Source organism: Bacillus sp. V2I10, assembly GCF_030817055.1.
GTDB lineage: Bacteria > Bacillota > Bacilli > Bacillales > Bacillaceae > Bacillus_P.
Genome location: NZ_JAUSYV010000001.1, coordinates 1174277 through 1198219 on the forward strand (window position 1 = coordinate 1174277; position 23943 = coordinate 1198219).

The 23943-nt window shown below is 38.6% G+C and carries 27 protein-coding genes and 2 pseudogenes; 18 read left to right on the top strand and 11 right to left on the bottom strand.

All coding sequences use genetic code 11. The annotated features are described in order from the left end of the window. Positions 1-17: 17 nt before the first annotated feature. Positions 18-401 carry a kinase-associated lipoprotein KapB gene (gene kapB, locus QFZ72_RS05965; RefSeq protein WP_307430705.1) on the bottom strand — a complete coding sequence of 128 codons (384 nt, stop codon included), beginning with the start codon at positions 399-401 and terminating at the stop codon, positions 18-20. Positions 402-547: 146 nt separating this feature from the next. Here kapB and QFZ72_RS05970 point away from each other — a divergent pair, with 146 nt between their 5' ends. Together QFZ72_RS05970 and QFZ72_RS05975 are read left to right on the top strand one after the other, a co-directional pair. Beyond that, positions 548-760 carry a hypothetical protein gene (locus tag QFZ72_RS05970; protein ID WP_307430708.1) on the top strand — a complete coding sequence of 71 codons (213 nt, stop codon included), beginning with the start codon at positions 548-550 and terminating at the stop codon, positions 758-760. A 202-nt stretch (positions 761-962) separates the two neighbouring features. Continuing rightward, complete coding sequence (locus QFZ72_RS05975) at positions 963-1535, top strand: superoxide dismutase family protein (RefSeq protein WP_307430711.1); 573 nt, start codon at positions 963-965, stop codon at positions 1533-1535. A 37-nt stretch (positions 1536-1572) separates the two neighbouring features. On the opposite strand, the gene QFZ72_RS05980 is transcribed toward QFZ72_RS05975, so the two are convergent. The 3 genes from QFZ72_RS05980 to QFZ72_RS05990 all read right to left on the bottom strand — a co-directional run bounded on the left by QFZ72_RS05980 (position 1573) and on the right by QFZ72_RS05990 (position 3654). Further along, the gene (locus QFZ72_RS05980) at positions 1573-1887 is read right to left on the bottom strand and encodes a hypothetical protein (protein WP_307430713.1); all 315 of its coding nucleotides are present in this window, start codon (positions 1885-1887) and stop codon (positions 1573-1575) included. 65 nt (positions 1888-1952) lie between these two features. Next, the gene (locus QFZ72_RS29410) at positions 1953-2429 is read right to left on the bottom strand and encodes a histidine kinase dimerization/phospho-acceptor domain-containing protein (protein ID WP_373464431.1); all 477 of its coding nucleotides are present in this window, start codon (positions 2427-2429) and stop codon (positions 1953-1955) included. 58 nt (positions 2430-2487) lie between these two features. Then, positions 2488-3654, bottom strand: a complete 1167-nt coding sequence (locus tag QFZ72_RS05990; protein WP_307430717.1) for a MalY/PatB family protein — start codon at positions 3652-3654, stop codon at positions 2488-2490. A 464-nt stretch (positions 3655-4118) separates the two neighbouring features. On the opposite strand from QFZ72_RS05990, the gene QFZ72_RS05995 reads away from it, so the two are divergent. Further along, positions 4119-4373, top strand: a complete 255-nt coding sequence (locus tag QFZ72_RS05995) for a DUF1871 family protein (protein ID WP_307439611.1) — start codon at positions 4119-4121, stop codon at positions 4371-4373. A gap of 43 nt (positions 4374-4416) precedes the next feature. Here the strand turns inward: QFZ72_RS05995 and QFZ72_RS06000 are convergent, their stop codons facing one another. After that, complete coding sequence (locus QFZ72_RS06000; protein WP_307430720.1) at positions 4417-5244, bottom strand: alpha/beta fold hydrolase; 828 nt, start codon at positions 5242-5244, stop codon at positions 4417-4419. Between the two features lie 401 nt (positions 5245-5645). Here QFZ72_RS06000 and QFZ72_RS06005 point away from each other — a divergent pair, with 401 nt between their 5' ends. The 5 genes from QFZ72_RS06005 (at position 5646) to yugI (ending at position 10923) form a co-directional block, all read left to right on the top strand. After that, entirely contained in the window at positions 5646-6146 is a 501-nt protein-coding gene (locus QFZ72_RS06005; RefSeq protein ID WP_070875881.1) for an Lrp/AsnC family transcriptional regulator, read from the top strand. Further along, a complete protein-coding gene (locus QFZ72_RS06010) occupies positions 6143-7309 on the top strand; it encodes an aminotransferase (RefSeq protein ID WP_307430726.1) in 1167 nt (388 codons plus the stop codon). Before QFZ72_RS06005 ends, QFZ72_RS06010 begins: the two co-directional genes overlap by 4 nt. A gap of 212 nt (positions 7310-7521) precedes the next feature. Continuing rightward, positions 7522-8079 (top strand): RNA polymerase sigma factor, encoded by a 558-nt coding sequence (locus QFZ72_RS06015; protein WP_307430729.1) that lies wholly within the window; start codon positions 7522-7524, stop codon positions 8077-8079. Next, on the top strand, positions 8072-9715 hold the full coding sequence (locus tag QFZ72_RS06020) for a hypothetical protein (protein WP_307430732.1): 1644 nt from the start codon (positions 8072-8074) through the stop codon (positions 9713-9715). The genes QFZ72_RS06015 and QFZ72_RS06020 overlap by 8 nt, the downstream gene beginning before the upstream one ends. Positions 9716-10524: 809 nt before the next feature. Further along, entirely contained in the window at positions 10525-10923 is a 399-nt protein-coding gene (gene yugI / locus QFZ72_RS06025; RefSeq protein ID WP_101569160.1) for a S1 domain-containing post-transcriptional regulator GSP13, read from the top strand. Between the two features lie 247 nt (positions 10924-11170). Here yugI and QFZ72_RS06030 read toward each other — a convergent pair whose 3' ends face one another. After that, on the bottom strand, positions 11171-11404 hold the full coding sequence (locus QFZ72_RS06030) for a DUF378 domain-containing protein (protein WP_223437825.1): 234 nt from the start codon (positions 11402-11404) through the stop codon (positions 11171-11173). A gap of 159 nt (positions 11405-11563) precedes the next feature. Here QFZ72_RS06030 and QFZ72_RS06035 point away from each other — a divergent pair, with 159 nt between their 5' ends. Together QFZ72_RS06035 and QFZ72_RS06040 are read left to right on the top strand one after the other, a co-directional pair. After that, positions 11564-12727: an iron-containing alcohol dehydrogenase gene (locus QFZ72_RS06035; protein WP_307430739.1), complete on the top strand. Its 1164-nt coding sequence runs from the start codon at positions 11564-11566 to the stop codon at positions 12725-12727. A 143-nt stretch (positions 12728-12870) separates the two neighbouring features. Continuing rightward, entirely contained in the window at positions 12871-14223 is a 1353-nt protein-coding gene (locus tag QFZ72_RS06040) for a glucose-6-phosphate isomerase (RefSeq protein WP_307430742.1), read from the top strand. A 98-nt stretch (positions 14224-14321) separates the two neighbouring features. On the opposite strand, the pseudogene QFZ72_RS06045 reads toward QFZ72_RS06040, so the two are convergent. After that, positions 14322-14495 (bottom strand): annotated as a pseudogene (locus QFZ72_RS06045) (tyrosine-type recombinase/integrase); the annotation flags it as partial. 8 nt (positions 14496-14503) lie between these two features. Here QFZ72_RS06045 and QFZ72_RS06050 point away from each other — a divergent pair. Continuing rightward, positions 14504-14854, top strand: a complete 351-nt coding sequence (locus QFZ72_RS06050) for an NTTRR-F1 domain (protein ID WP_373464664.1) — start codon at positions 14504-14506, stop codon at positions 14852-14854. A gap of 613 nt (positions 14855-15467) precedes the next feature. Here QFZ72_RS06050 and QFZ72_RS06055 read toward each other — a convergent pair. Continuing rightward, positions 15468-15701, bottom strand: a complete 234-nt coding sequence (locus QFZ72_RS06055) for a hypothetical protein (protein ID WP_307430747.1) — start codon at positions 15699-15701, stop codon at positions 15468-15470. 267 nt (positions 15702-15968) lie between these two features. On the opposite strand from QFZ72_RS06055, the gene QFZ72_RS06060 reads away from it, so the two are divergent. The 3 genes from QFZ72_RS06060 (at position 15969) to QFZ72_RS06070 (ending at position 19054) form a co-directional block, all read left to right on the top strand. After that, positions 15969-17255 carry an IS110 family RNA-guided transposase gene (locus tag QFZ72_RS06060; RefSeq protein ID WP_307430751.1) on the top strand — a complete coding sequence of 429 codons (1287 nt, stop codon included), beginning with the start codon at positions 15969-15971 and terminating at the stop codon, positions 17253-17255. Between the two features lie 582 nt (positions 17256-17837). Then, positions 17838-18227, top strand: a complete 390-nt coding sequence (locus QFZ72_RS06065) for a cupredoxin domain-containing protein (protein WP_307430754.1) — start codon at positions 17838-17840, stop codon at positions 18225-18227. 266 nt (positions 18228-18493) lie between these two features. Then, on the top strand, positions 18494-19054 hold the full coding sequence (locus QFZ72_RS06070; protein ID WP_307430756.1) for a hypothetical protein: 561 nt from the start codon (positions 18494-18496) through the stop codon (positions 19052-19054). A gap of 65 nt (positions 19055-19119) precedes the next feature. Here QFZ72_RS06070 and QFZ72_RS06075 read toward each other — a convergent pair whose 3' ends face one another. The 3 genes from QFZ72_RS06075 to QFZ72_RS06085 form a co-directional block, all read right to left on the bottom strand. Then, positions 19120-20532 carry a PQQ-dependent sugar dehydrogenase gene (locus QFZ72_RS06075; RefSeq protein WP_307430759.1) on the bottom strand — a complete coding sequence of 471 codons (1413 nt, stop codon included), beginning with the start codon at positions 20530-20532 and terminating at the stop codon, positions 19120-19122. Between the two features lie 303 nt (positions 20533-20835). After that, positions 20836-20967 (bottom strand): hypothetical protein, encoded by a 132-nt coding sequence (locus QFZ72_RS06080; RefSeq protein ID WP_307430762.1) that lies wholly within the window; start codon positions 20965-20967, stop codon positions 20836-20838. A 91-nt stretch (positions 20968-21058) separates the two neighbouring features. Further along, the gene (locus QFZ72_RS06085; protein WP_162878778.1) at positions 21059-21217 is read right to left on the bottom strand and encodes a hypothetical protein; all 159 of its coding nucleotides are present in this window, start codon (positions 21215-21217) and stop codon (positions 21059-21061) included. Positions 21218-21522: 305 nt separating this feature from the next. On the opposite strand from QFZ72_RS06085, the gene QFZ72_RS06090 reads away from it, so the two are divergent. The 4 genes and pseudogenes from QFZ72_RS06090 (at position 21523) to QFZ72_RS06105 (ending at position 23898) form a co-directional block, all read left to right on the top strand. Beyond that, positions 21523-22527 (top strand): DUF3231 family protein, encoded by a 1005-nt coding sequence (locus QFZ72_RS06090; protein WP_307430764.1) that lies wholly within the window; start codon positions 21523-21525, stop codon positions 22525-22527. 78 nt (positions 22528-22605) lie between these two features. After that, positions 22606-22763: pseudogene (locus tag QFZ72_RS06095) on the top strand (IS110 family RNA-guided transposase); the annotation flags it as partial. Positions 22764-22819: 56 nt separating this feature from the next. Next, positions 22820-23290, top strand: a complete 471-nt coding sequence (locus tag QFZ72_RS06100; protein ID WP_307430767.1) for a DinB family protein — start codon at positions 22820-22822, stop codon at positions 23288-23290. A gap of 140 nt (positions 23291-23430) precedes the next feature. Then, positions 23431-23898 (top strand): 2-thiouracil desulfurase family protein, encoded by a 468-nt coding sequence (locus tag QFZ72_RS06105; RefSeq protein WP_307430770.1) that lies wholly within the window; start codon positions 23431-23433, stop codon positions 23896-23898. Positions 23899-23943: the final 45 nt, after the last annotated feature.

Sequence of the window (23943 nt, forward strand, 5' to 3'; positions counted from 1 at the left end):
GTGATTTGGCTTATTGATTATTTAAAGTAATCGGCCTTTAACAGCTGGATTTTCTCAAGTGACATTTTTGCCCATGGCCTTGCATCTTCTTTAAGATCGCTCTCAAGTTCGGCTACAGCTGTGCTAAGAGATTCATGGTAAGATGGGATGCTTCCTTCATATTTACGGACCATGCTCTTTGGAATATTGGTTTGCTCATGCTCTGCAAGGGCTCTGCGTTCATGAAAGAGAGGAACCTCTGCTTCCTTTGGCATATGCAGGTCTCCCTGAAGCGGATGTTTCATAACGGCCTTTACTTTTACCAAATAATGCTCTGGCCGTACATTTGTGATTTCTCCGATATATTTTCCGGTTTTATAGATGCCTGTCACGATTTCCCCAATAAGAAGTTCTTCTCTCATTTTTATGCCCCCTGTTTTTAAATGGTGCAAATCCCCATTTATTTTTGAAGTTATTTTAATAATAGAGTGTTTATAGACATCAGTTCAAGAAATATTGTGGAGCTTGGGGCTGAAACTTGTTATAGTTAAGTGGATAAAGGTAAGGAGTGATCGTTTTGTTAAACGCTTTCATAATAGGTTTGTTTCTCTATTTTCCTGAAGACAAGTCTGAGTACCTTCCAGCTGGGATTACCATGTTCATCTTTTTCGTGGCCGCTGTAGCAGCGTTCATGTTTATAAAAAAAATCTCGAAAAAAGAAGAACTGAAAGCAGAGGAATTTGAAAAAAACCTTAAAGCCGCTCATAAAAATAAATTGTAAGATGAAAGCCGGGTTCCAATTTCGGGATTGGTATTTTTTATAGGATCAGATTTTAAATAGTCCCTGGCATCTATGTCTAGCTGCAGATCCTCGCTTAGAACGGTTCTGAACAAGGCGTCCTTTAAGCTTTTCTTGATTTTCCAGAATAAAAAACACAGACTATGCAAAAAATGGTAAGAAGTACATATTTCTGGAGGAAACAATGAAAAAACGTATTGTTCCGGCTGTCATATTCCTTTCATTCCTAAGCGGGTGCATGGAAGAGGCACCGACAAAATTAGATGTAGAATTGTTTAATGCAAGCGGAGATTCTCTTGGAACAGTGAAAATCTCCGAACAGGCAAAAGGTGTAAAATTGGAATTGGTCTTAGAGGGTCTTCCTCCTGGAGAGCATGGTTTTCATATTCATGAGAATGCAAAGTGCGAGGCGCCGGAGTTTAAAAGTGCAGGCAATCATTTTAATCCAGATGAAAAGCAGCATGGTCTGCTGCATCCAGAAGGATCTCATGCAGGTGATCTGCAAAACCTGATTGCGGATGAAAATGGGCTTGTTGAGGCGGAAATTGCAGCACCGACTGTGACGCTGAAAAAAGATGCAAAAAACTCTTTATTAATGAAAGAGGGTACAACGCTCATTATTACTGAACTAAAAGACGATGGAATGACTCAGCCATCCGGTGATTCAGGCACACGCATCGCATGCGGTGAAATTACTGAAAAAGAAGGAAAGCGTCCTGATAAGAAGGAAGTAAAGCCTGCAGAAGAAAAACAGTGATCACTTAACAAGTAAAAAACGGCCCTTGAGGCCGTTTTTACTTTATTTCCGCGATTTGATTACAGTCTGCTTTTACTTTTGAGAGAGGCAGTCCGAAAAAGGTATAAAACTGGACCGTCGTTTCATAGCATTTCTGATTAGAGCCTTTTTGCTCTTTGATGCTCAGCACTTCCTCGTTCAGGGAAAGTGCACGCTGAAAGGAGTTAAAGTGAAGTGTTTGAATCGAGTCAATCGCAAGGGCAGCTTCTTGCTGCATTTCTTCATTAGGTATAGCTTGTGCGCCGTTCCCTATTTGCTTCGGGATAAAGAAGGCTGCGGTTAATAAACATAAGGTCAGCAGAAAAATCAGCATGAATCGGTTCTTCAGTAAAACCCCTCCTCATGTTCTATTCATCTGGTCACTTCTCGTCTCTATGGTCAGTTTATTAAATAAGCGAAAGAAACATTCGAACTACTTGAGCATCTGATTGAATTGGCAAAGAAACAGTGACAGTTGTTCATTTCCCAACGGCACTCTGATAGCGTATAGTAACGCTTTGGTGATGGATGATGGAAAAGGTGACAGTTAACCCAAGACCGGTTCCTTTTTCCTTTAGTGTAAAGAGCCCGATCCACAAGCTCTGATAATACTAATTCGAAATAGTCCTTATTTTTATGTTCGTTCTCGTGCAGTTCCTGACCCGCCAATTGAATAAAAACCCTCACTACCGTTAATGGATTGCGGACTTCATGAGCAACGCTTGAAGCGAGCTCGCTTATGATGGAGAACTTTTCGTTTTTGATAATCTGATAACGCAACATTGCGTTTTCACGAATGTAACCAATAAAAAAAGCGGATAGGAGGAAAAACCAGTCAAGCACTAAGATTATCGTATTGCTTCCGGAGATAATCATAGGAGATAGGATTTTCTAACATACAAAAAGCCATAATCTCAGTTATGGCTTTTGCAATTTAAGAGAATGCTTTTTCAAGACGTTTTAATCCCTCAAGTACAACTGAATGTGGACAGCCAATATTCATTCGGACAAAACCTTCGCCGCCCGGACCGTATTTTGTGCCTTCTTCAAGAGCAAGTCTTCCTTTTTCAAGCAGTAATTCCTTCAATTCAGCGTCTGTTTTTGAGAGGCTTCTGCAGTCAATCCAAACGAGGTAGGTGGAATCTGGCTGAATCACTTTTAACGCAGGCATTTTTTCAGCGATAAAGGAAGTGACCATATTTACGTTTCCTTCTAAGTATGTTTTTAACTCTTCGAGCCAAGGATCGCCATAAGTATAAGCAGCTTCCATACCTGTAATGCCGAATGTATTTAGCGTATAAAAGCCCTGTTTTTTTTGAAAATCCTCATATTTCGTCCGAAGATCTTTATTTGGAATGATAATCGCAGAAGATTGCAGACCTGCAAGATTGAACGTTTTGCTTGGTGACATGCATGTGATGGAAAGGTTGGCAAGCTCCTTGGAAATGGAGGCAAAAGGCACGTGCTTATGCCCGAATAACATTAAATCCGAGTGAATTTCATCTGATACCACGATTACATGATGGACGGCACATAACTCGCCAATCTTTTTCAATTCATCTAAGGACCAGACTCTGCCTCCAGGATTGTGGGGGCTGCAAAGCAGCATGAGCTTAACATCAGGATCTGAAAGCTTTTCTTCAAGATCTGCAAAATCAATTTCATAGCGACCCTTCACAAGACTTAATTGATTATTAACGATGGTGCGATTGTTTTTTTCGGTCATATCAAAAAAAGGATGGTAAACGGGAGACTGAATGAGGACGCTGTCACCAGGCTCTGTCAGTGACTGAATGGCCATGCTTAAAGCTGTCACAACACCTGAACTGAAAACAATCGATTCTTGTGTAATGTCCCAGTTGTGGCGTTTTTTCATCCACGTCTGCACGGCTTTTTTTGCCCCGAACCCTGCAGAAGTATAGCCGAAAATACCATGGGATGCCCGCTCTGCAAGTGCCGCAACTACTTCTTGAGGAGCCTTAAAATCCATATCCGCCACCCACATAGGCAGAACATTTTTAATACCGAAAATTTCCTCCGTATAATCCCACTTCACTGATTGAGTATTATATCTGTCAGTTGTCTGATCAAAAGGATTCATTTTAACACTCCTTCTTTCCTGTTTGTGTGCACTATAAGGGCTGTTCTGCTTTCTGGTGACCGGCTCCGCCTCCTAAACACTTGTCGTAACAATTTTATCCAAAAAGTCAAAATCGGACTTTTGGGGTGAATTATTATCTGTTTGCGGGGTCTGTTCAGTCGGTTCTGCTTTTCGTGGTGTCTAGCTCCACCTCCTAGCCCCTCGGCCAGAACAAACTCCCCCAAAAAGTTTGGGTGAATTCTTATTTGTCTGTCGGGTCTAAACAGTCGGTTTCGCTTTTCTTATTATCTAGCTCCACCGCCCAACTCCTCGGCCAGAACGGCTCCGCCAGTAAAGGCAAAAAGCGCCTTTTCTGTCGGATCCTTATCTGTCTGCCTGCGCTAAACGGGCGGTTCCGCTTTTCTTTTATAATATCTATGATAAAATAGCTATGCAAATGAAATGGATGGTGATATTAAGTGGAAATGAAAGAAGCTAATGAGCAGATGCTCGAAATTTTATATAAGTGGGATCCGTTACATTACGGTGCGGAAGCTTACGAAACAGAAGTATTCGATGTTTTGCAGGCTGTTCATGTTTCAGAAGCGCATTCCGCTTTGTCCAGAAAAATTCAGTCTATTTATGAATTCTCCTTTGAAGAAATTATTCCATTAAAAGAATGTGAAAAAATAGCCATTGAATTGCTTCTTATAAAAAATAATGCAGCTTGTGAACGGTAAAAGGCCGTTCTCAGCTGCATTTTTTGTTTTCATTTTTTGCATGTTACACGCAAAATTCGAAAATTCGTTCGGAAACGAAATCAGGACGCTCTTCTGGAACTAGATGTCCTGTATTTTTTAACGAAAAGAAATGAGAATTTGGAAGATCTTTATTCATGCGTTCACCGATCTGTACGGGAACGACTTTATCTTCCTGTCCCCAAATAAGCAGGCTCGGTGTTTCAATTTTCCTTAAATCATCTGCAGATAAATCACCTTCACGGTCACGAATCATGCGTGATAAAGCCATAAAAATCCGGTCATCATAAAACGGCTGAATATAGCCATCCATCATTTCCTGATCAATCAATGAATGGTCATAAACGACATTGCAAAGGTTTTTCCTTACTCCCTGCCGGCTCATAATATGTTTGATGCAAAGATAGAAATAAGGCACATATGAACCGAATATAAGGGAGGGATGAGATCTTTTCATATATCCTGAGCTGCAAAGAAGGACTACCTTTCTGAACATTTCAGGCATTTCTTTTAAAGCGTACAAAGAAATTTGCCCGCCCATCGAATGTCCTACAAGAATGGCGTCATCCACTTGAAGGTTTTTTAAAAGCTCAATGACGACTTTAGCCATATTGCGGTATGAGTAAACAAATGCGATGGACTTTTCCGACTGCCCAAAAGGAGGCAGGTCAACCGCAATAATACGATACTCATTTCTTAAATATGGGATCAGCCGCCGGTAGCTGAATGTGGAAGAAAGAAAGCCGTGGATCAATACCATTGTAGGTTTTCCAGGATTCTCATAGAGCTCGTAATGAACATGAATGCCCTGTATCTTCATCTTGAATTCCTGCTTATTTTCAAAAATCACCATAATCATTCACTCCAGCATTTATTCTGATTTTCTTTAAGAGATAAGAAAATATAACATTTGCGCATTGATGGCCGAGCGGAATTGCCCATCTCCCCGGCCAGAAAAAATCCGGCAAAAAGTCAAACCCGGACTTTCCTGCCCGGTTCTTATCTGCCATGCCCGAGCTAAACAAGCGCTTGCGCTATTCTTCAATGACATGAATTCGTATAATTTGACAAAAGCTGACGGTTAACAGCATTTTTGCCGCAAAAGTTTCTACTATTTTAACCTTGAATCCAGAAATAACTCATGTAAAATCTACCCGTAATTTCAGGAAAAAAAACAGGAAACCCCATGTCTGTTTTCTCATGTTCATGCTATAATTATCAGAACATTCTAATGGATAGAAGGAGGACGACGAAATGAAGCTTTCTCAAAAGGAAACGGAAATACTTGAGATTTTAGAGGAAAACAGCAGACTGACTCCTCTTGCAATTGCCAAAATGGTGCAGCTGTCAGAGGAAGAAACGATTGAAACGATTAAACGCCTTGAAGAATTGAAGGTCATTATTGATTATTCGACAACTGTCAACTGGCGCAAAGTAGATGGTCATGAAGGTGTAACAGCCATGATCGACGTAAAGGTCGCTCCCAAAAGAGGAACAGGTTTTGATGCGATTGCTGAACGAATATACAGATTTAAAGAGGTAAAGTCGGTGTACCTCATGTCTGGGGCTTACGACTTATCGGTTGTGATTGAAGGCAGGTCGATGTCAGAGGTTGCTCATTTTGTTTCAGATAAGCTATCTACTCTTGATTCTGTGCTGTCAACAACGACTCATTTTATTTTGAAAAAATATAAGCATGATGGCAAAATTTACGAGCAGGATGATGAAGACAGACGAATTGTGGTGTCTCCATGACACAAGAGGGGTATTTATCTAAAACCGTTTCACAATTAAAGCCTTCCGGCATCCGCAAGTTCTTTGATCTTGCGGCTGGCATGGAAGGTGTTATTTCGCTTGGAGTCGGAGAACCGGATTTTGTCACTTCATGGAATGTCAGAGAAGCATGCATCTTATCGCTCGAGCAGGGCTTTACCTCTTACACAGCGAATGCAGGTCTTGCAGAGCTGAGAGTGGAGATTGTCCGGTATTTGCAAAAGAAATTCAATGTTTCTTATCGCTATGAGGACGAGGTAATTGTAACTGTAGGAGCTAGTCAGGCTTTGGATATTGCTTTAAGGGCAATCACCAATCCTTTAGATGAAGTATTGATACCAGAGCCGTGCTTTGTTTCTTATGGACCTTTAGTATCGCTTGCAGGAGGGGTGCCTGTACCTCTGCATACAAGGGCAGAAGATCAATTTAAACTTCTTCCTGAACACATAGAAGCGGCGATTACAGACAGGACAAAGGCATTGCTGCTGTGCTCGCCAAGCAATCCAACAGGAGCTGTGTTAAATAAAAAGGAGCTCGAACAAATCGCTGAAATGGCTGAAAAACACGATTTAATTATTTTAGCCGATGAGATTTATGCAGAACTTACATATGATGAGGCCTATACAAGTTTCCCGAGCTTAAAGGGCATGCAGGAACGTACCATTTTAATCTCAGGCTTTTCAAAAGGCTTTGCGATGACTGGATGGCGCCTTGGATTTATTGCAGCTCCGGCTGCACTCTCTCAAGCCATGCTGAAAATTCATCAGTACTCTATGATGTGTGCTCCAACGATGGCCCAGTTCGGAGCAATCGAAGCGCTGAAAAACGGAATGCAGGATGTTGAACAGATGAAAAAAAGCTATAGGCAAAGAAGAAATTATTTCGTTGACTCCCTTAATGAAATTGGGCTTCCGTGCCATCTGCCGGGAGGAGCTTTTTACGCATTTCCTTCAATTGCGAATACCGGACTCAGTTCAGAAGAGTTTGCTGAGCGTCTTTTGCTCGAACAAAAGGTGGCTGTTGTGCCTGGCCATGTTTTTGGCGAGAGCGGAGAGGGTTTTATCAGATGTTCCTATGCATCTTCCTTAGAACAGCTGCAAGAGGCATTAAGAAGAATTTCTATGTTTATGAAAAATTTCCAATAGGGATTTTAAACATAAAAAATGGACAAAACCGTTTGGGTTTTGTCCAATAAACAAAAGGGGGGAATACTAGAAAGCTTATACGCTAATAGTATTCCCCTTTTTTTGAGGGCTAAACCTCTATTTTACATTTTTTCTCTTCTAAATTCTGAAGATATTTTAGAAACAAATGCTCCCTTGCCAACGTTTCATAGATGTCAGAAGGAGGGCAGAACATGAACGATGATGAGTTGGTTTTAAAAGCAAAAAAAGGCAATATAAATGCGTTTCAGGAGCTTGTTGAGAAATACACTCCAGTTGTTGAAAAGTTTGCTTATCAGCTGGGGAACCGGCGTGATGATATAGATGATATTACACAGGAAGTATTTATACGCGTGTACCGTTTTCTTGATCAATTTTCAAAAGCGAAATTTTCAACCTGGCTTTATAAAATAACCCTCAATGTCACGCGTGATGCTGCAAGAAAACGTATGTCAAATATGCAAAAGGTCTTTAAAATTCAAAACGAGCCTGCCAATGATTATCCGGAGGTAGAAGCTCATGTTCTTCAAAATGAAGAAGACAGGGCCCTTCATCTTTGTCTTCAAAAGCTTGATGAAAAATATAGAGTCCCAATTGTGCTTTATTATTTTCATGAACTGAAATATGAAGAGATTGCTGAAATTATGTCGATCACGTTATCTACTGTTAAAACAAGAATATTACGAGGAAAAACAATGCTTAAGAAGATATTGGAGGAGCACGAGAAGAAAGAAGGTGAAACTCATGGATGATCAAATCTTTGAGCAAAAATTATCGAACTTAAAACAATCCTATCAGCAGTTGCCTTTGCAAACTTCTTCCGATAAAATAATGGAACGAATTAAAAAGGAAGAGAAAAAGAAACGGAGCTTTTTCTCGGCTCAAACCCTATATGCCGCAAGCTTCATTGGCGTCTTAATCATAGCGGGACTGCTGGGTACCCAGCTTTTAATGCAAAAGGAACAGGGAAATGGCGGAACTGGCGATCAGCCTCCGGCAGCAGTTGTGCCGCCTTCAGCTGAAGAAATTGAAGCAAGGCATAAAGAAGTCAGACAGCTGTATGAAGATCAATTAATTGCATTTGATGAAGCTGTCAGCATAGCTGATGCGGAACAATATGCTTTTATACAAGACGCCAAGAAAGCTGTTGCTGATTTTGAAAAACGAGAAACCTATAAATCAAAGCAGGAGCTTGAAAATTACTACAATACGGTGAAGCAGACAGTTGAGCAAAATGTCTCTGTTCCAAGTGAACAGCTTGCCAACTTGCGTGCAAAAGCTGAAGAAGGAAAGCAAATTAAAGATGAAGAAATCATCAACTTGCTTGAAAAACAGCGTGTGATGAATGAATATTACTTTGAAAAGTGGCTTTCTGTATCACTGAACTTACAATATACAGATGTGTTTGCTTTTGCAGATGAATTGAATCGTATTGGCACAGACGACCCTGAAGCAGGTCCTATAGTGAAAGAAATTAGAGACAGCGGCTATCGTTTTTATCATGAAGGTGAAGGGATGATTAATTTTCAGCCTGACCTGGCATTATTGGAAACTGAACTAAAGCCGAGCCCGCAGATGAAGAAGTATTTTGAAGTTGAAAATCAGGCTCAGGTGACGGAAGACGGTGCAGTCAGTGTTTCACCTCAGGAGCTTGCGGGTCGGGCACTTGCATTAGAAGACTTTATTAATAAAAATCCGAACTTTAAATATGGTGAAAAGCTGAAAGAGCGGTATGAATTTTGGCTGTTCTTACTCTTAAAAGGACTTACGAATTCTCCTGCAATCGATGAAGAGAATCGTTTAAAGGAAGAATGGAAGTCGGCATTGGAATATGTAATGGAGAAGGATTCAAATAGTCAAACGGCGACTGTTGTTACAAGGTTCTATAACGAATTAAAAGAAAAAAACTTTGCATTTGATTCGAGAGAACAATATGAGCAATATCAGGTGGATGTTCCTGAAGGTTTAGCTCCTGCTGTTTCATATAAGAGGGGCAGGGAGTTCAATATCCTTCCCCTTCCTGACAAAATTCATAAGGCATACCTTGTATATAAAGAGAATGGAGACGTCCAGGCTCTCAAAGACTTGCAGCCTTCCGACAGCATCCGTCTTTACATGTATGCAATTGTAAAAGGAGATGCAGATACAGCTTATGACCTTCTCTACAAAGGAGAAAGAACACCGGCAAAAGAAGATTTTGAAAAGAAAATACAGAATAAATCAGCTGAGTTTCAAGATATTTCTAACAGGATATATAAGGTTTACGAGGAATATAATGAGCAAGGAGATACAGCAACATTTGAATTGATATTTAAAGATGGATCCTCAATCAAGTATGAAGTGAAAATTAATCTGGTGGACTACACTTCGAGTGTGGTTTATCAATAAGAAGGTTGCTCCGTCAGGTTCGTTTCATAGGTAAAATCTTAATTTAGAAAGATAATGTTAAATCTCGTTTAATAAATCCGAGAAATAGGTGGATTAGACATATTCAGATTCAGCCGGGCGCTTGCAGCCCGGTTTTTCTAATTGGAAAAGGAAGGCGTTCATATGTTGGTTCAAACTGATAAGCTTGCGGTTCGAAAATTAGAGAGATAGAGGTTTTTGGACAAAATGGCTGTCTGACAAAAGGGGCCCTTTAGTTTTATGAGGGAAAGGACAAATCGTTCTCTTTGGAAATGGTTGAAAAGAAATTTTACAATCGGAATAACGAAACCGTAAGATGTATCATAGCCTATGATCATACCCCGATTGGCTATCTCCAATTTATATGAAATAACTCATAAAAAGCGGTGTATTTACGGATACCCAGAGGGATCTGTTATTGGAATGGATCACTTTATAGGAGAGTCAGATATTTGGAACAGGGGAATCGGGCAAAAGCTGATTAGGCGATGCATCCTACCTGCTTTCTGATGGGATCGACTTGTCATGGATTCTTTGACGACAAACGAGCGTGCCATTCGGGTGCTATGAAAAGTGCGGTTTTACTAACGTGAATTTGCTGCCGAAACACCTTTATTATGAAGGCGCTTACCTGGATACTGGGTGATGGAGAAGAAGAAATTTCTATCTTCAGAGAGCTCAAATGCTTGACATAAAATAAAAAACCTCATTGAAAAAAATAGGGATATATGATATAGTTTTAAATTGCGTATATTAAACGAGAAAAATACAACTTATATAGGAGTGTTACCATGAGCACAAAATACGAAACAGGTTCTGTTCACACGGGCAAAGTAACAGGAATCCAACGCTACGGAGCGTTTGTAGCATTAGATGAATCAACACAAGGTTTAGTTCACATTTCTGAAATCGCACACGGTTTTGTTAAAGATATCAACGAACAATTAAAAGTAGGCGACGAAGTTCAAGTGAAAGTTCTTTCAGTTGACGAGCAAGCTGGTAAAATCAGCCTTTCAATTCGTGCAACTCAAGAAGCTCCAGCACAAACTGAAGCTCCTAAAAAGCCTAAAAAGCGTCAAGCTACAGTGAAAGCAACTCCTGCTTATTCTAACGAAACTCCACAAGGTTTCAACACTCTTAAAGAAAAATTAGAAGAGTGGATCGAGCAATCTAAACAAACAAATAAATAAATCCGGCCTTATTTAAAAGAATGCATCCTTTGCGGATGGATTCTTTTTTTGTGTAAAAAATGAATGTCTGCGAAAAAATTTTTTTGGCTGGTTTCGCTAAATAAATTGCTTTTTCGGCTAAATGATTACGAGTTTCAGCTATAAAAAAGCAGAATTCAGCTAAATAAAGTTGAATATCAGCGATAATAAATTTACTGAAAAACAAAAAAAGCACCGAATAATGGCATTCGGTGCCTGCATTTATCATTTATCGTGCTTCTGGTTTTGGCTCGTCGCGAGCAATTTCAGCTGCCGGCTTGAACAGAATTGCAAGGTTGATAAGGCCGGCAATTCCAACTAGTCCGTAGATAATTCTTGATAATGCAGAGTCTTGGCCGCCGAAAATAGCAGCTACTAGATCAAATTGAAAGAAGCCGATTAAACCCCAGTTTATCGCTCCGATAATAGTAAGTACAAGTGCAATGCGTTGTAATGCGCTCATGTTGTTACCTCCTTAAGATATGAGAATGCACTCATAGAGTGTGAAGATATCAGCAGAATTATTCATCTAGGCAAAAATGAGTTTGCCGAGCGCATTTCTTGCAAAAACAATCGAAAAAAGGCCATACTTATTTTATAGAAAAGTAAGGAGGCGATAATTGTGGAAAATTTTACATACCATAATCCTACTAAATTAATTTTTGGTAAAGATCAGCTTGAACAGCTAAAAACTGAGGTGCCTAAATACGGCAAAAATGTTCTCCTTGTTTACGGTGGCGGAAGCATTAAGCGTAATGGTTTATATGATAAAGTTCTTGCACAGCTTGAGGAAATTGGAGCTATTGTGTTCGAGCTTGCAGGGGTTGAGCCAAATCCAAGGTTATCGACTGTAAAGCGCGGCGTAAATCTTTCCAAAAGCGAAAATATTGACTTCCTTTTAGCTGTTGGCGGAGGAAGTGTTATTGACTGTACAAAAGCAATCGCTGCAGGAGCAAAGTATGACGGAGATGCTTGGGATATCGTTACAAAAAAACATATGCCGACAGAAGCTCTTCCGTTTGGAACAGTTCTGACATTAGCTGCAACTGGATCTGAAATGAATGCAGGTTCTGTTATCACTAACTGGGAAACACAAGAGAAGTACGGATGGGGAAGTCCTCTTACATTCCCGAAATTCTCTATTTTAGATCCTGTTAACACATTTACAGTTCCAAAGGACCAAACCGTGTATGGGATGGTTGACATGATGTCGCATGTGTTTGAACAATATTTCCACCATACGAAAAACACACCGCTGCAGGACCGTTTCTGTGAAGCTACTTTAAAGACAGTAATTGAAACAGCTCCTAAGCTGATGAATGACTTAGAAAATTATGAGCTTCGCGAAACCATCCTATATTCAGGCACAATTGCATTAAACGGATCTCTGCAAATGGGTTACCGCGGCGATTGGGCGACTCATAACATTGAGCATGCTGTATCAGCTGTGTATGACATTCCGCATGCAGGAGGTCTCGCAATCCTTTTCCCTAACTGGATGAGACATACGCTGTCTGAGAACGTTGACCGCTTCAAACAAGTTGCTGTACGAGTATTCAATGTAGATCCTGAAGGGAAATCAGATCGTGACATCGCATTAGAGGGCATCGATAAGCTAAGTGAATTCTGGAGCAGCTTAGGCGCACCGAGCCGCTTGGCTGATTACGGCATCACAGACGAGAAGATTGACCTGATTGCCGATAAAGCAATGTCTAACGGAGAATTCGGCAACTTTAAAAAGCTGAATAAAGAAGACGTTCTTGTGATTTTAAGAGCATCTCTATAATAGAAGAACACTCTGTTTCGGCAGGGTGTTTTATTTATTTTTGAATTGGACGCGTTTACATTGGGAGGCTCGCTTGATTTACTATCTCAGTTTCGTTAAAGTGAAAGAGGATAAAAATTTTTATATGCGATGGAGGAACTGCAATGACACATGTTCGTTTTGATTATTCTAAAGCGTTGTCATTTTTTGGTGAACACGAACTTACATATTTGCGCGATTTCGTTAAAGTGGCGCATCATTCAATTCATGAAAAAACAGGTGCGGGAAGCGACTATTTAGGATGGGTTGATCTTCCGTCTGAGTATGATAAAGAAGAATTTGCACGCATTCAAAAAAGTGCTGAAAAAATTAAATCTGATTCAGATGTTCTTTTAGTTGTTGGAATTGGGGGTTCATACCTTGGGGCACGTGCTGCTCTTGAAATGCTGAATCATTCTTTCTACAATGCTCTTTCTAAAGAACAGCGCAAAACGCCTCAGATTATTTTTGTGGGCAACAATATCAGCTCGACCTATATGAAGGATTTAATGGATCTGCTTGATGGAAAAGATTTCTCTATCAATGTTATTTCCAAATCAGGAACAACAACTGAGCCTGCGCTTGCATTCCGTATTTTCCGCAAGCTGCTCGAAGAAAAATACGGCAAAGCTGCAGCTAAATCCCGTATTTACGCAACAACAGACAAAGCCCGCGGTGCATTAAAAACACTCGCGACTGAAGAAGGCTACGAATCATTTATTATTCCAGATGATGTCGGCGGACGTTACTCAGTTTTAACAGCTGTTGGCTTATTGCCGATTGCTGCTGCAGGAGCTGACATCGAGGAAATGATGAAAGGCGCGGCAGCCGCAATGGCGGATTTTGCAACTTCTGAGCTGGAAGATAATGCTGCATATCAATATGCTGCTGTCCGAAATGCTTTATATAACCGCGGTAAAACGATTGAAATGCTGATTAACTATGAGCCGGGTCTTCAATACTTTGCAGAGTGGTGGAAACAGCTGTTTGGCGAAAGTGAAGGAAAAGATCAAAAAGGCATTTTCCCTGCTTCAGCAAACTTCTCAACGGATCTTCATTCAATGGGACAATACGTTCAAGAAGGCCGCCGCGATTTATTTGAAACCGTGCTGAACATAGAGAAGCCTCGTCATGAATTAACGATTGAAGCAGAAGAAAATGATTTGGACGGCTTAAACTACTTAGCTGGTGAAACAGTTGATTTCGTCAATAAAAAAGCATTCCAGGGCACAATGCTTGCTCATACAGACGGCGGCGTTCCGAACTTAATCGTGAATCTTCCGGAAATGAACGAGTACACATTCGGATACCTTGTTTATTTCTTCGAAAAAGCATGTGCAATGAGCGGATATCTGCTGGGCGTCAATCCATTTGACCAGCCTGGTGTTGAAGCATATAAAGTAAACATGTTTGCTTTACTTGGGAAACCAGGTTTTGAAGAAGTGAAAGCGAAGCTTGAGAAACGCTTAGAGGAATAAGGTTTTACGCTACTTTCCTTAGTGGTATTTTATAAGGTAATTTCTTAGTTCTCGGGGTATAAAAAGGGTGACTGACCACATTTTGACCACATTCCTTGCTAAAATGTGTTTGAGTCGGCCATATACTCCGAGAATTTTTTTATTGTTTTGGTTTCCGTAGATTTTGTAACATGGGAATAAATATTTCCCGTTGTCATAATATCCTTGTGTCCTAATCTTTCTTGAATCTCTTTTAAGGAAACTTCTGCTTCTAACAGCATTACAGCATGAGTAAGCCTTAATTGAAAATCGAGTTATAAATGGTGGATTTGAAACAGGTACATTTTCACCATGGGTAGCTTCTAATGCCACTATTACGAATCAATTTTCTCATAGTGGTTCTTTTGCAGCACGTCTATTGGGAGGTAATATTAATAGCTTTATCTTTCAGTATGTCGAAGCAAATCCTACTGAGAGGTTTGAATTTCTAGGTTCATTAGCAAAAGTAGGCACTCTCACAAGTCCTCCAGTTTCCTTAACGGTCGCTTACTATGATTCATCTTTTGGGTTTTTAGGCTACGGTTTAATTACAAATATCCCTTCTAGCCGCTTACCTAACGTTGAAGATGAAACATGGTTAGAAGATCTATGAAACAACTTCCCCAGCTCCACTTGGAACAACACAAGCATTAGTTTTAATTAACAAGTTACCCCAAGCTGGATCTTCTGATGTAATAGTAGATGATGTAGCTCTTCTAACAATTGACAGTATTAGCAGTGCCACTGGTGCTACCGGTGCTACTGAAGCCACTGGAGCCACTGGAGTAATAGAGATTTTAGCAGACCAAACTACAAGTGGTGTAGGTTTTGAAACAGGAAACTTTACGGAATTCCTATCGGTTGGCCCTATTACAGTTACAGGTAATGTAATAATCAAATTAGAAGCAACAACAGAAACATCCTATTTGTCAGATCAAATAAACACTACTTATACTGCAAATACAAACCTCTTTCTTTTAAGAAATGGTAATCCCGATGTTTTTAGGACAACTGATCGACAGACTAATATTTTAAAAGAAAACCCTACTAATGAAGACAACACTGTCTTTAGTACGTCTCTGAACTGTATTGATTTTGTATCTGCAGGCACTTACACGTACACTTTAATAATTCAAGGAGTTGCAACAAATGTATCAATTGGAACTTTTAGAGCACGCTCGCTGATTGCTACAGTTTTTAACACTTAAGGTATAAAAACCCTTCTCTTAGGTGAGGAGGGTTTTTACCTTTTCTGTAATATCAATTTGATTATAAAGCACTTTGTATAGATCTACATCATAAATAAAATCACGTTTCACCTTCTGAAACCACTCAAAAGCAACTCTTGCCGATTCCTCTTCAGGATTATATTTAAACTTCTTTCCATTCACCATGAAATATCCACATTGTAAAGTTTTCATTCCATTCACAAAATAATGGAGATCAATTACTATTTGCATCTCCTCACTCATCTCCATTTCTTTTTGTTTGTTTGGAAAATCAATCTGTTCAATATCATAAAGTGGTGTGCTTTTTCTATAAGATACTTAAGGAAGGATATAGGACAATAATGTTAAAATGGAAATATTAGTTACTCCATTAAAGGGCAGCATTCCTGTAATGAAGAAAAATGGGGTTTGAACAAAAAATAAACCTCTTGGTAAGATATGAGTGTCCAGTGCTTGCCGGCAAAAAGGACGAACTCAAATAACCAGGAGGCTGTTCAAATGAATTATAACCAAAATAAAAAGATTGCTCAAATAACTTCTCAAACACTAATTGTAGGTGTAGATATTGCGAAGTACAAGCATGTAGCTCGTGCTCAAGACTTTAGAGGCCTAGAGTTTGGTGCACCTTGTCATTTTGAAAATACCAAATCACATTTTAATCTTTTTTTAGGCTGGATAAAACATTTGATGGAACAACACGGCATGGATAAGGTGATTATTGGAATGGAGCCGACAGGTCATTATTGGCTCAACCTCGCTCATTTTCTTAAAGAAGAGGAGATAAAGTTTGTCGTGGTAAATCCTATGCATGTGAAGAAATCTAAAGAATTAGATGATAATTCTCCAACCAAAAATGATGTGAAGGACGCTAAAGTCATTGCACAGCTAGTCAAAGATGGGAGATATGCCGAACCTAATATTCCACAAGGAGTTTATGCAGAACTTCGTGTGGCAAGGAAAATACGCGATCTCTTATTTGTTGACTTACAAGCTGTGCAGGGGCAAATTCATAACTGGTTAGATCGATATTTCCCTGAATTCCTTACAGTGTTTAAGGATTGGGAAGGAAAAGCAGCACTACAATTATTAAAGTTAAACGTATTACCACATGAGTTAGAGATAGTCTCGGAACAAGAGATCCTCATTCACCTCAGAAAAGCTGTAAAACGTGCGGTTGGACTCAGTAAAATTCAAGAACTTAAACGAGTAGCCAAAGACTCTATCGGTATTCGTGAAGGTTCAAGGATGGCTAAATTAGAGCTTCGCACTTTACTAGACAAGTATGAGTTAATAAATGAAAAGTTCGAAGAACTAGAATCTGATATTGATGGACTCCTTGAACGGATACCAGGTGTTCAACAAATGTTGGCCATCACAGGAATCGGCAAGGACACTGTAGCTGGCTTCTTTTCTGAAGTAGGGAATTTAAGTTACTATTCTCACCCTCGACAAATCATCAAGTTAGCTGGGTTGAGTTTAAAGGAGAACACCTCTGGAAAGCACAAAGGGCATACGAAGATTACAAAGAGAGGCAGGAAGACACTAAGGGCTCTCCTCTTCCGAGTAGCGATGCCTTTAGTAGCTAAGAACACTGCTTTTAAAGCTTTACATGAGTATTTTACAACACGTAAAAATAATCCTCTAAAGAAAATGCAGTCTCTTATAGCGATATGTAATAAGCTGATACGTATTCTTTTTACGATTGGTACAAAACAATGTGAATTTAGTGAAGATAGAATGTTGAAGGATATTCCTCATATGGCTCCTTTACTGAAAGCAGCTTAGGGTTCATTAGTTAATATTCAAAAGGTTTTATTTAGGATTATTATTTAGACATTTGAAGCACGGATTAGTCAGTAAAACAATTAAAGTACGGACTTTGATCCTGTCGGGCAGCATCACTGACATCCACCTCATGGAAAGGTTGGACGAAGGAATTTTGGAGCGTAGACTCTGTGAGACATGGGAGGGTTGACCTCCATGAGACATGTGGACATCCACCAGTGCAACCATACTTTAACTGCCTAACCACTTTTTGGATAGGAGTGGTTAGGCAGTTAAGGACTTTTTTTCTCTAACGCACCAAAAATATCCTTATTTTCAACTTACATCCATAACTTTGATGTCTAATTAAAATAAATCTAGATGAAATCTTAAGAAAAAGCTAGAAATCCAGAGTTATTCCTTTCTTTATAGAGGGAGTTTAGTTGCATAAGAATAGATTCCAGAAGATCGTCATTAGTGTCGATCTTTTTCTTTTCACTGTTTCAGATAAAAAAGTTACTATCTGAAAGCTGCAACCAAATTTATAGGAATAATATTTTATGAATTGGAAAAAAATAGTGTTTAGGAAAGGAGGGATTGCGAATGTCTGTAAAAAAGTGGGTAACAGGATTGGTCGTTGTGCTTGCAATAGTTGTAGTTGTGACAACTCTAGGCTCATTCGGCGTATTTGCCGAATCCAGTGTTGTAACTCAGCCTATGGATACGGTGAAATCGATTGAGGTCGAGTTGAACGATGATTACTTTAATCCGAAAGTCATCACTATTCCGAATGGAACAACCACAACGTTGATATTGAAAAACAAAGGTAAGAAAGAGCACACCTTCACAGTGGAAAAGCTCGGAATTGACGCCGAGGTCCAGCCAGGTAAAGAAAAAAACATTACAGTGAAACCGAAACAGCCCGGTACATATGAACTGATATGTCGGTACCATTTCCAGGAAGGAATGGTTGGAAAAGTAATAGTCAAATAAAAAACAGGGCCAATAATGCCTTGTTTTTTTAATAGGCAAAGGAAATTACTTATTATTACCCAGACATCATCATAACAGCTAATTTTTTCTCCGCAAACTGATGTTCTCTCCTTTGTAATATCGGTTAAGTTTTAGAGATTTTTTATTAAGCTTATTTTTCATTACACAGGATATTGATGTTTGGATTATTAATAATTGTTCCACCTCTAATAAATGGTAAATATAATGTATGGTAACGTATAAACCATTTAGAATGAGGTGGAAAGGTGTATTTTTTTAAACCTATTTCTGATGAGGTTCGTTTATCTCAAATAATATTCAATAAACATAAAAAAACGATGAAGCTCATTTTAGGATCGATTTTTGCCTGTATTGCTGCTATTCTACAGGCAGCTGGTGGCTTTTTACCAGGTATAGGATATTTTTTAAGTCCGCTAGCCACTGCACCTATTCTGTTATGTTCCATGTTTTCCATTCCATTTGGAGTAATGACCTACTTTCTGACAATTATGTTGTTATTCATCCTACAGCCAACTGAACTAATTGTATTTCCTTTTACAACAGGATTGTTAGGACTTGGCATAGGGGCATCTTTTTACTTTTTTAGGAAGAGATTAAGTATTATTGCTACTGGTACAATTCTTTTAATGTTAGGAATTATGAGTCTACTATTTTTTGTTCACTTTCCAGTTTTAGGTTCAGTCGTCTCTGTTTCCTTTTCATTTCTTACAACTGGAAGTATCTTTTTATTTGCTTTCCTTTATAGTTGGTTATGGGTTGAAATTGCTTTAATCATTTTTAAAAGATTAAAAATGATAATAATTTAGTGATCTTTTAATTTCGATTCATTAAATCCAAGTAAGATGATTAAGTAGAATTTTATAGTTATGATTCATGGAACTATTTCAAAAACAGTGCCTTGGTTAAAATCAGTCACTTTCATAGAGTCATAAACCCCTAAATATAATCTGGTGTGATTCAGATTCGTTCCCAAATTAACATAATAGGCTGACTGAGACCCAAAATCATAATCGGTTTGTATCACACTAAAATCATTTTGTTTACCATTTGGTCTTACGATGGTATAAGCTAAAGCCCCTCTAACCTGAGGTTGAGATTCTTTCCGGGCAAGATCGGTAAATACAACGCTTCCTGTTAAACCAGGGATTCTTTTCCCCATATATGGCTGGACTCCTGTAAGTGCAGTTCCTCCAAACTTATCGGGTCTGGTATCTTTATGAAAATAACTAGTTAAAGGCTGAAGACGACTCCCTGAAAGTGTTACTGCTTCATTGTAATAAGCAATTGTTTTCTTATCCAAAGTCGGATTTTCAGTGCAGTCTCTTATAATCGAAGCAGGAAAAACACCTTCCCAACCTCGCCAGCCAAAGTTAATAAATCCTTCTTTGTCAGGTTCAGAATTCATGAAAGAAGCTTGAATAAGCTGAGTAACCGGTATTGGTTTATAATGAACGAATGAAAAAATCGACTCTACCAAATCCTGGCCGACATTTCCCGCATATTTAATATACTGATTATAAAACCTTTGAAATGAAATTCCAGGTATATTGCGAACCCCTTTGGCCATTACCATGAGCGTTTCCTGAATAGTTGTGGGAAGTTCATTAAAACGTGTGACAATGGGTGGGTTATTGATGTTTGTATTCTTACCTACATCAATTTCAATTATTTTACCAGCGATTTCTAGATCGTCCTGGCTTAAGTTAAATGGATCATAGCCAGATCCACCATCTCCGGTTGTTAAAACAAGTTTTCCTGTTTCAGGTGAAAAGTTTAAACTATTGAACCCGTTATGATTTGAAAATGGTCTTCTCAAGTTAAGTAGTGTCCGTCGTTTTTGGGGTTGACCATTCGATTGTAAAATCCATTCTTCAATTGTATCAATATGATCATATCGAGTTTCTCTTTTTATCCACCTTAGGTTTAAAGTTCTAGGATCACACGGATTAGGCTTAAAAGATTCAGGAAGAGCACCTGGTCCTTGTGTTCCAGCTACTGAATAATGAAGATAAAACAGACCGTTATAAAAAAAATTTGGATGAAACGCTAGCCCTAGCAATCCCCGTTCATCATATCCGCCACCAGAAACACCTAGTTTTAGGATTCGCGGGCGAATATCTAAAAAAGTCCTTATAACTCCGTTTCCTATGTAAAAGATCTCTCCTACCTGGGTTGCAATAAATAACCTTTCAATTGAGTCACCTGGAAGTATAGTTGTTTTCAAAACAGTAGGTAAATTTATCTTACTTGCAATGGGCCGTAAACCAACCTTAACTTTTATCAACTGACTTTGCACTCCTTCTTATTGTTTTCTTTTATAAGAATATGATTAGAACTGTCTATTAGTACCAAATTAGGCCGGGGACTGATAAGGCATTGCACCACTTTCCGCACGAGCGTAATTAAACTAAAGGAGTGCGTTAGTTGAACTAAAATAAGTGAAATTTTTAAGAATTTTCTTAACGTTGTAAATCCTCAAGCCCCACGGGCAGGTACGTTCTACCCTGGCTACTGTAATAATAAAAACATATAAAAAATGGTCAACCAGAAATATTTTCTGGCTGACCTTATAATACGAAAGAGCAGGTTAGCTCAATAAAAATAAGGGTTGCTCAATTAATGTAGCTAAACTTCTGCTATATTTATTTGTTTTTTCTTTAGCTAGATATTCACGGTCAATCGCTTGAGGTGTTCTTTCAAACCAACCGTGCTTAATCATTAAATTTGCAGCATCTCCATCAAATCGAAATGAGAGATGTAAAGTGTTTAATTTTGAAGCAGAAAAATAAAAAACCACTCAGAGTGGTTTTTTAATCGCGCATTGCTCCTGCCTCTCGGGAAGTCATTGCACCTTGCCCTTCGCTTACATCTTTTTGAATTTCTTGTTTTACTTTTTGTGCATCAGTTCCGGCAAATTCTGGTTTCATAATAGAACCCAAATTCTCTTTAGCTTGTTGATCCTGTTGCATACAATTCCTCCTCAATTTATTGTTTAACAATCTTATTATTTACAAAAAAACACTCGGTATATCCCGAGGATTTAAGCGAATTTCACTTAAAGTAAAGGGAGCATTCGCTGAACAATCGGGTTGCTGCGGCAGCCCCTTTTTCTTATTCGACTAACGGTCAGGTTAGTTCAAGAAGGTACTTGATTTAATGTAATTTACAAATTGGATATAAAAACAAACTTTTTACTTTTCCAAAAGAAATTTGAGTAAATTTTTCCAATCACTTTTGTACATACTAAGAAAAAATTTTAGGAGTGTTAATAAAAATGGAGCATAACCCAAAACTAATATCTTCAGAAGTGGCAGCATTGTGGAGTGCTTATATGCAGAATTCAATGTCTTATTGTATTATTCAGCATTTTGCCAATATAAATGAAGATACTGAAAGTACAGACATTATTCAAACTGCTTTAACAAATTGTAATTATGTTGTAAATGAGATCAAACAAATCTTTGAAAAAGAAAATCACGCAATACCTATTGGATTTACACAAGAAGATGTAAACTTAAAAGCGGGTCGAGTATATTCAGACCTATTTGCCTTGCGTTATATTAAATATGTGGCTGCTGCTGGAACTGCAGCTGCAGCGGCTTTACTAGAAGTATTGGCAAGAAACGATGTAAGAGCATTTTTTTCGAAAACTTCCGAAATATTTATGAAACTTTACAATAATGCTTGTGATATTCTTCTAAAGAAAGGGGCATTTGTCCGTTCGCCTACTATTGCTCCAATGGAAAAAGCTGAATACCTTCAAAGTGAATCATTTCTATCAGGATTAATCGGCAAGCATCGTCCTTTAACCGCCATTGAATTAGCCCATATTTCTAAAAATACAGAAACAAACTCAATTGGTAGAACGTTTGTAGCTGGCTTTTCCCAAACTGCTAAATCACCAGAAGTTAGAAAATATATGGAGAGGGGTACGGAAATAGCCGCAAAGCATGAAACCATGTTTAGACAAATATTGGTGGAAGATGGAGTGCCATTACCAAGTACATGGGATTCGAATATTTCCCAGTCTATTGATGCCCCATTTTCTGATAAGTTAATGATGTTTCAAACCAATAGTTTAACTGCCATTAGCGTCGCTGGTTATGGGGCAGCTATTGGGGCGAGTCTTAGAAAAGATTTAGGTGGTCATTATACAAGACTAGTTGCTGAAATTGTGCAATATGCAAATGATGGCGTTAAATTGATGATTGAAAACAGGTGGATGGAACAGCCACCACAAAATGTGGATAGGGAAGCATTGAGGAATAGAACTAATTAATTGTAAGCGATAGTTACTAAAACAGCGATTTGCTTTTTCAAATCGCTATTAATTTTGTTTCAACTAACAGGTTTTCCTGGGTATGGACTTTATCGATTACTTCTATCTATGGACATTGAATGTATGGTTGTGGCACCCTCTCTTATCCCAAACGTTCGGGCGATCGTGTCAAAACAGATAAAAGAGATTCTACTGGATTAGCTCAGCTACTTCGTGCTGGAGAGCTTACTTCTATTCTATATCGAACGTTCATTCGTGTATAATTGAGACATACTTCTTAAAGGAGGAAATTATGAACTCAATTGATTTGATTATCTTAAATTTTAATGAAGTTAGAAGAAGGAGCATAAAGGTTTGGACCTCTATTCCCGCAGAAAAACTTAATTGGAAACCAGATGATAAAGCTATGACATGTTTAGAAATGATTAGACATGTTTTAGAAAGTGAACATTACTATCACTTGGCAATTAAAAACAGAGGGAGCCTCTCTACTTTTGATTCTCCCTTTGAAAACCTTCCATATACATCAGTAGAAGCAGAATTAGAGTTTGCAGACCTGTATAGAAGACAGTTCTTAGATACAGTTAAATCGTTTTCTGAAGAAGATTTAGATACCATAAAAATTGACAGATCCGAATCTGGATATATAAGAAGTCTGGGAGATATGCTGCTGCGTGTGGCCTATCATGAATCTGTCCACACTGGTCAGGTATTAGATTATCTAAGATCTGCAGGCATACCCAGAGTTCGAATTTGGGACTGAATAGGCAGATTGAAAGTTAATAGTAATCAATCAATTGTTAAATTGACGGTTGGCATAACTTCATAAATAATGCTATTTTTTTGAACAATTGGAGCCATTTAGTTGTACAAGAAGGTACTATTAGATTGAGGGGATATGAAATGATATTAGTGAGTTCTTGTTTAGCAGGGTTAGAGGTAAGGTATAACGGTACGCATAGTCTAGATAACAAGATAAGTAAACTAATAGAAGAAAATAAAGCAATAACCGTTTGTCCCGAATTGCTTGGTGGTTTTTCAACACCAAGAGAACCTGCTGAGATAATAGGCGGCAACGGGGAAGATGTACTGGATGGGAATGCCAAAGTAGTCGAGAAATCAGGAAGAGACGTAACTGAACAGTACATAAAAGGAGCTTATGTAACTTTTAATAAAGCAAAAGAGGTTAATGCAACAATTGTTGTTCTTAAAGAGAATAGCCCATCCTGTGGAAGTTCAATGATTTACAATGGTGAATTTATAGGTAAGAAAATTGCTGGAAATGGAGTCACAACTGCTTTACTAAAAAGAAACGGATTACGAGTAATTTCAGAAGAACAGTTTTCGGATAATCTTGTTGAGTTAATCTAGCATATCTTCAACTAAAGAGTGCAGTAATTGAGTATTATTGAGAAA

Bases quoted from the DNA above. Each gene is read 5' to 3' on its own strand.
- QFZ72_RS05975 (WP_307430711.1), top strand. From the start codon at position 963: ATGAAAAAACGTATTGTTCCGGCTGTCATATTCCTTTCATTCCTAAGC.
- QFZ72_RS06010 (WP_307430726.1), top strand. From the start codon at position 6,143: ATGACACAAGAGGGGTATTTATCTAAAACCGTTTCACAATTAAAGCCT.
- QFZ72_RS05980 (WP_307430713.1), bottom strand. From the start codon at position 1,887: ATGCTGATTTTTCTGCTGACCTTATGTTTATTAACCGCAGCCTTCTTT.
- QFZ72_RS06060 (WP_307430751.1), top strand. From the start codon at position 15,969: ATGAATTATAACCAAAATAAAAAGATTGCTCAAATAACTTCTCAAACA.
- QFZ72_RS05990 (WP_307430717.1), bottom strand. From the start codon at position 3,654: ATGAATCCTTTTGATCAGACAACTGACAGATATAATACTCAATCAGTG.
- QFZ72_RS06090 (WP_307430764.1), top strand. From the start codon at position 21,523: ATGGAGCATAACCCAAAACTAATATCTTCAGAAGTGGCAGCATTGTGG.
- QFZ72_RS06000 (WP_307430720.1), bottom strand. From the start codon at position 5,244: ATGGTGATTTTTGAAAATAAGCAGGAATTCAAGATGAAGATACAGGGC.
- QFZ72_RS06065 (WP_307430754.1), top strand. From the start codon at position 17,838: ATGTCTGTAAAAAAGTGGGTAACAGGATTGGTCGTTGTGCTTGCAATA.
- kapB (WP_307430705.1), bottom strand. From the start codon at position 401: ATGAGAGAAGAACTTCTTATTGGGGAAATCGTGACAGGCATCTATAAA.
- QFZ72_RS06040 (WP_307430742.1), top strand. From the start codon at position 12,871: ATGACACATGTTCGTTTTGATTATTCTAAAGCGTTGTCATTTTTTGGT.
- QFZ72_RS06005 (WP_070875881.1), top strand. From the start codon at position 5,646: ATGAAGCTTTCTCAAAAGGAAACGGAAATACTTGAGATTTTAGAGGAA.
- yugI (WP_101569160.1), top strand. From the start codon at position 10,525: ATGAGCACAAAATACGAAACAGGTTCTGTTCACACGGGCAAAGTAACA.
- QFZ72_RS06055 (WP_307430747.1), bottom strand. From the start codon at position 15,701: ATGCAAATAGTAATTGATCTCCATTATTTTGTGAATGGAATGAAAACT.
- QFZ72_RS06030 (WP_223437825.1), bottom strand. From the start codon at position 11,404: ATGAGCGCATTACAACGCATTGCACTTGTACTTACTATTATCGGAGCG.
- QFZ72_RS06105 (WP_307430770.1), top strand. From the start codon at position 23,431: ATGATATTAGTGAGTTCTTGTTTAGCAGGGTTAGAGGTAAGGTATAAC.
- QFZ72_RS06080 (WP_307430762.1), bottom strand. From the start codon at position 20,967: ATGATTAAGCACGGTTGGTTTGAAAGAACACCTCAAGCGATTGACCGT.
- QFZ72_RS06020 (WP_307430732.1), top strand. From the start codon at position 8,072: ATGGATGATCAAATCTTTGAGCAAAAATTATCGAACTTAAAACAATCC.
- QFZ72_RS29410 (WP_373464431.1), bottom strand. From the start codon at position 2,429: ATGATTATCTCCGGAAGCAATACGATAATCTTAGTGCTTGACTGGTTT.
- QFZ72_RS06100 (WP_307430767.1), top strand. From the start codon at position 22,820: ATGAACTCAATTGATTTGATTATCTTAAATTTTAATGAAGTTAGAAGA.
- QFZ72_RS06085 (WP_162878778.1), bottom strand. From the start codon at position 21,217: ATGCAACAGGATCAACAAGCTAAAGAGAATTTGGGTTCTATTATGAAA.
- QFZ72_RS05995 (WP_307439611.1), top strand. From the start codon at position 4,119: ATGAAAGAAGCTAATGAGCAGATGCTCGAAATTTTATATAAGTGGGAT.
- QFZ72_RS06015 (WP_307430729.1), top strand. From the start codon at position 7,522: ATGAACGATGATGAGTTGGTTTTAAAAGCAAAAAAAGGCAATATAAAT.